Raw genomic sequence first — 4,075 nt, 5'->3', positions numbered from 1 at the left:
CACGACCTGCGTCCGGCTCCCGGTGAGAAGAAGGCCAAGACCCGCGTCGGTCGTGGTGAGGGCTCCAAGGGCAAGACCGCCGGTCGCGGCACCAAGGGCACCAAGGCCCGCAAGAACGTGCCGGTGGCCTTCGAGGGTGGCCAGATGCCGATCCACATGCGGCTGCCCAAGCTCAAGGGCTTCAAGAACCGGTTCCGCACCGAATACCAAGTGGTCAACCTCGGCGACATCAGCCGGCTGTTCCCGGCCGGCGGTGACATCGGCCTCGCCGACCTCGTCGCCAAGGGTGCGGTCCGCAAGAACACCCTGGTGAAGGTGCTCGGCGACGGCAAGCTGACGGTCTCGGTCAACCTGACCGCGCACAAGTTCAGTGGCAGCGCCCGGGACAAGATCACCGCGGCGGGCGGATCGGCCACCGAGGTCTCCTGACCGTTCGCAACGAACAGTCACAGCGACTCTTCACAACGACAAAGCCCCCGCCTCGGCGGGGGCTTTGCCGTTTTCCGCGGTCTGTCGCGGGCTCAGTGCTTGAAGGCGTCCTTGACCTTCTCGCCGGCGTCTTTCAGCGATGACTTGGCTTGATCGCCTTTGCCTTCGTTCTCTTTGTCACGATCGCCGGTCAGCTTGCCGATGCCCTCTTTGGCCTTCCCGCCCAGGTCTTCCATCTTGTTGTTCGCTTTGTCTGTCGCGCTCATCTTCCGCTCCCACTCCTTGTCGGCCTCCGGTGCGGAGGCACCCACAGCGGGTACCACCCCGCCGGGGCAGTGAAACGCCGCCCGGCGCTCTGTAGCCTCGTAACCATGCGTGTCCTTCTGCCCGGAATACCCGATGACCTGCGCGACTACATCAAAACCGGAGCCCGCCGCGTCGACACCGCCCGTCACCACGGGGTGCCACAGGGCTGCATCCTGGAACTCAACCTGGAGTCTGTCCCGTCGGAGACTGCCGCCTTCGACCCGGTCCGGCTGGTCACCGGCGGTGGTAGGCCGATGGTGCTGCGTGAGGCGGTCGCCGCTATCCACCGCGCCGCCGACGACGACCGCGTCGCCGGACTGATCGCGCGGGTCCAGTTGTCCGCGGCCCCGCCCGCGGCGGTACAGGAACTGCGCGAGGCGATCACCGCTTTCACCGCCGTGAAACCGTCGCTGGCCTGGGCCGAGACCTACCCCGGCACGCTGTCCTACTACCTGGCGTCGGCGTTCGGCGAGGTGTGGATGCAGCCGTCGGGCACCCTCGGTCTGATCGGTTTCGCCACCAACGCCCTGTTCCTGCGCGACGCGCTGGGCAAGGCCGGTATCGAGGCGCAGTTCGTGGCGCGCGGGGAGTACAAGTCCGCGGCAAACCTGTTCACCCAGGACAGCTACACCGACGCCCACCGCGAGGCCGACACCCGGCTGATCGAAAGTCTGCACACCCAGGTGTGGCAGGGCATCGCCGAGTCGCGCGGGCTGGACACCGCCGCACTGGACCGGCTGGCCGATCAGGCGCCGCTGCTGCGTGATGCTGCCTGTGAGTCAAAGCTTCTGGACCGCATAGGATTTCGTGACGAAGCCTATCTGCGTATCGCCCGACTGGCCGGCGCCGACGACCTCGACGACCCGGACTCCGACGACGCTCCGCCCCGGCTGTTCCTGTCGCGCTACGCACAGGCCCGCAAGGGTGGCCCATCGATCCCGGGCCGGTCGAAGAAACCGACCCTGGCTGTGGTCACGGTGGCCGGGCCCATCGTCAGCGGACGCGGCGGCCCGCAGGCGTTTCCGCTGTCCCGCGGCAGCGCGGGCGCCGACACCATCGCCGCAGCGCTGCGCCAGGCCGCCTCCAACGACGCGGTCAAGGCGGTGGTGCTGCGGGTCGACAGCCCCGGCGGTGCGGTGACCGGTTCGGAGACGATCTGGCGGGAAGTGTGCCGGGTCCGCGAGGCCGGCAAGCCGGTGGTCGCGTCGATGGGTGCGGTAGCCGCCTCCGGCGGCTACTACGTCGCGATGGCCGCCGAGAAGATCGTCGCCAACCCGGGCACCATCACCGGCTCGATCGGTGTGGTGACCGGCAAGCTGGTGGCCCGCGACCTCAAGGACCGACTCGGGGTCGGCTCGGATTCGGTGCGCACCAACACCAACGCCGACGCGTGGTCACCCAATGCCCCGTTCACCGCCGAGCAGCACGCGCTGGTGGAGGCCGAGGCCGATCTGTTCTATGACGATTTCGTCCGGCGGGTCGCCGAGGCCCGCGGGATGTCGGCCGAGGAGGTCGACGCGGTGGCCCGGGGCCGGGTCTGGACGGGCGCGGACGCGCTGGAACGCGGTCTGGTCGACGAGCTCGGCGGTCTGCGGGCCGCGGTGCGCCACGCCAAGGTGCTGGCCGGCCTGGATTCCGACGCGGAAGTCACACTCGCCGGCTACCCGGGCTCATCGATGCGGGACTACCTGCGGCACCGGACGTCCTCGCAGCCGGCGGCGTCACTGCCCGATCTGGCGACCAGCCTGGTCGGCTCGGCGGTGGCCGGGCTGATCGAGCGGGGAGAGCGCTCACTCAACGGGACGCAGGCGCTTCTGCTGGGGGAGTACCGCTTCTAGGTCGATGTTCAGGCCCCGGGGAGCGCATCTCGGCGGCCATGGTGCTGGCCCGGTGCGAACGGGTCGTCGATCAGCCGCCGCTCGTCCCGGGACGCGATCGCCCGGGCGGCCGCGACCATGGTCGCCGTCGCCCCGACGCTGGAGGCCAGGTCCCAGCTGTCGTCCCCGGTACGCACCACGGCGGTCAGCCCAGCCGCGCGCAGATGTACTGGAAGCCTTCGAACTTCGCCGACATCTCGTCGTCGAGGTGTTCGATGCCGTACTCCTCGAAATACTCCCGGACCAGCCGTCCGCTCACCTGCCAGTCGAGCCCTTCCAGGTAGTCGCCGACGTGGCTGCGCTGGCCGGCGTAGACCAACCCGGCGAGGTCGTCGTTGAAGCCCATCCGCCTCCACTTCCCGTCGTCGTCGGTGAAGGCGTCCATGCTGGGCACGAATTCGGTGGCCACCCGGCTGCCCGGAGCGCTCAGCGCGGTGATGTGGTCGAACAACCGGTCCTGGGCGTCCGCAGGCAGATACATCAGCAGACCCTCGGCGATCCACGCGGCCGGCCGGCCGGCATCGAATCCGGCGGCGCGCAACGCTGTCGGCCAGTCGTCGCGAAGGTCCACCCCGATGCTGCGCAGATCGACGGTCGGCGCGGCGCCCAGTTCCCGCATGGCCGCGACCTTGAAGTCCATCACCCCGGCCTGGTCGATCTCGTACACGTGGGTACCCGGCGGCCAGGGCAGCCGGTAGCCCCGCGAGTCCAGACCGCTGGCCAGGATGACCGCCTGGCGCACGCTCGCCTTGGCGGCCTCGACGAGGAAGGCGTCGAAAAATCTTGTCCGCACGGCCATTCCGTCTACCATCCGGCTCACCTGGGACTCGGGGTCGGGCGCCCCGTCCAGGATGGCCAGGAAGTGCGGCGCGCCGACCGCGCGCACCAGCGGTTCGGCAAATACGTCGTCGATGATGCCGGCCCGGGTGGCCAGCGCCCGCGACGCGGCGACCGCCGTCGCGGTGGCGCCGACGCCGGAGGTCAGGTCCCAGGAGTCTCCGGCGCTCCGCAGGGATTCCGCTGTCTTGTCATCGGCGTAGCGGGCCATGTCGTGGATCTCCGAAATTCTTCCGTGGCTACTTGGTTAGCCACTTTAACCAGCATCGCGGTACCGTTTGCCGGCTGCGAGCGGATTCCCGGCCAGCCTGGGATAACTGTTAGTCTCAGTAGACTATTCCGGGCGCGCCTCCTGGCGCGCCGACGAAGGTTACCGCCAACGCTGGCCCGCCCAGCCCCATCGGCACGTCGCGACGGCTACGTCCGGCTGCCCAGGAGGAAGAGTGCTCTCGGCTTTCATCTCGTCGCTGCGGACGCCCGATCTGCGGCGCAAGATCCTCTTCACGCTGGGCATGGTGATCCTCTACCGCGCCGGTGCCACCCTGCCGTCCCCGGGCGTCAACTACGTCAACGTGCAGCAGTGCATCACCGAGGTCAGCGGCGGCGCCGGTGCGCAGATCTACTCG

General features: G+C 69.0%; 4 protein-coding genes and 2 pseudogenes. 3 read left to right on the top strand and 3 right to left on the bottom strand.

Translation table 11 applies throughout. The features are described from left to right. On the top strand, positions 1–429 hold a 429-nt coding region (gene rplO, locus ADBZ6I_RS16470), incomplete at its 5' end, for a 50S ribosomal protein L15 (protein WP_526385734.1). A gap of 92 nt (positions 430–521) precedes the next feature. On the opposite strand, the gene ADBZ6I_RS16465 is transcribed toward rplO, so the two are convergent. Continuing rightward, positions 522–695, bottom strand: coding sequence for a CsbD family protein (locus tag ADBZ6I_RS16465; RefSeq protein ID WP_526385732.1), 174 nt, complete (start codon positions 693–695; stop codon positions 522–524). 105 nt (positions 696–800) lie between these two features. Between ADBZ6I_RS16465 and sppA the strand changes: the two genes are divergently transcribed. Then, positions 801–2,573, top strand: a complete 1,773-nt coding sequence (gene sppA / locus ADBZ6I_RS16460; RefSeq protein WP_526385730.1) for a signal peptide peptidase SppA — start codon at positions 801–803, stop codon at positions 2,571–2,573. 53 nt (positions 2,574–2,626) lie between these two features. Here sppA and ADBZ6I_RS16455 read toward each other — a convergent pair. Both ADBZ6I_RS16455 and ADBZ6I_RS16450 read right to left on the bottom strand, forming a co-directional pair. Beyond that, positions 2,627–2,752, bottom strand: a pseudogene (locus tag ADBZ6I_RS16455) (SAM-dependent methyltransferase); the annotation flags it as partial. 5 nt (positions 2,753–2,757) lie between these two features. Beyond that, positions 2,758–3,660: an SAM-dependent methyltransferase gene (locus ADBZ6I_RS16450; RefSeq protein ID WP_526385728.1), complete on the bottom strand. Its 903-nt coding sequence runs from the start codon at positions 3,658–3,660 to the stop codon at positions 2,758–2,760. 232 nt (positions 3,661–3,892) lie between these two features. Here ADBZ6I_RS16450 and ADBZ6I_RS16445 point away from each other — a divergent pair. Continuing rightward, positions 3,893–4,075 (top strand): annotated as a pseudogene (locus ADBZ6I_RS16445) (preprotein translocase subunit SecY); the annotation flags it as partial.

This window comes from Mycobacterium sp., from assembly GCF_044342925.1.
In the GTDB taxonomy this organism is placed as follows: Bacteria; Actinomycetota; Actinomycetes; order Mycobacteriales; family Mycobacteriaceae; genus Mycobacterium.
Note: the sequence above shows the minus strand (reverse complement) of the source record. Positions and strands in the feature narration are given on the sequence as shown.